Genomic DNA, 235 nt, shown 5'->3' on the forward strand with positions numbered 1-235 from the left:
ATCGGCAAGTACAACCGTCTGAACTACGGTCTCACATCCTTGCTCGCGGCCGTTATGGATAGTTCCTCGTCGCTTCGTCGAAGCCTGATCAGATTCGCTATCACTGATGGTCGCAGCATCTCAGACCTTCTAAATAACGACGAGCTTCTTGATTACTTTGTACGACAAAACGTTTTTGGGAATTTTCATCCCACTTCAACTTGCAGAATGGGATCTGCTCATGATCCGAACAGTG

General features: G+C 47.2%; 1 protein-coding gene. It reads left to right on the forward strand.

The annotated features are described in order from the left end of the window. Positions 1-54: 54 nt before the first annotated feature. The coding region (locus EOD29_RS35080; RefSeq protein WP_245475537.1) for a GMC oxidoreductase at positions 55-235 on the forward strand (181 nt) is incomplete at its 3' end.

This window comes from Mesorhizobium sp. M1A.T.Ca.IN.004.03.1.1 (assembly GCF_003997555.1).
GTDB lineage: Bacteria > Pseudomonadota > Alphaproteobacteria > Rhizobiales > Rhizobiaceae > Mesorhizobium.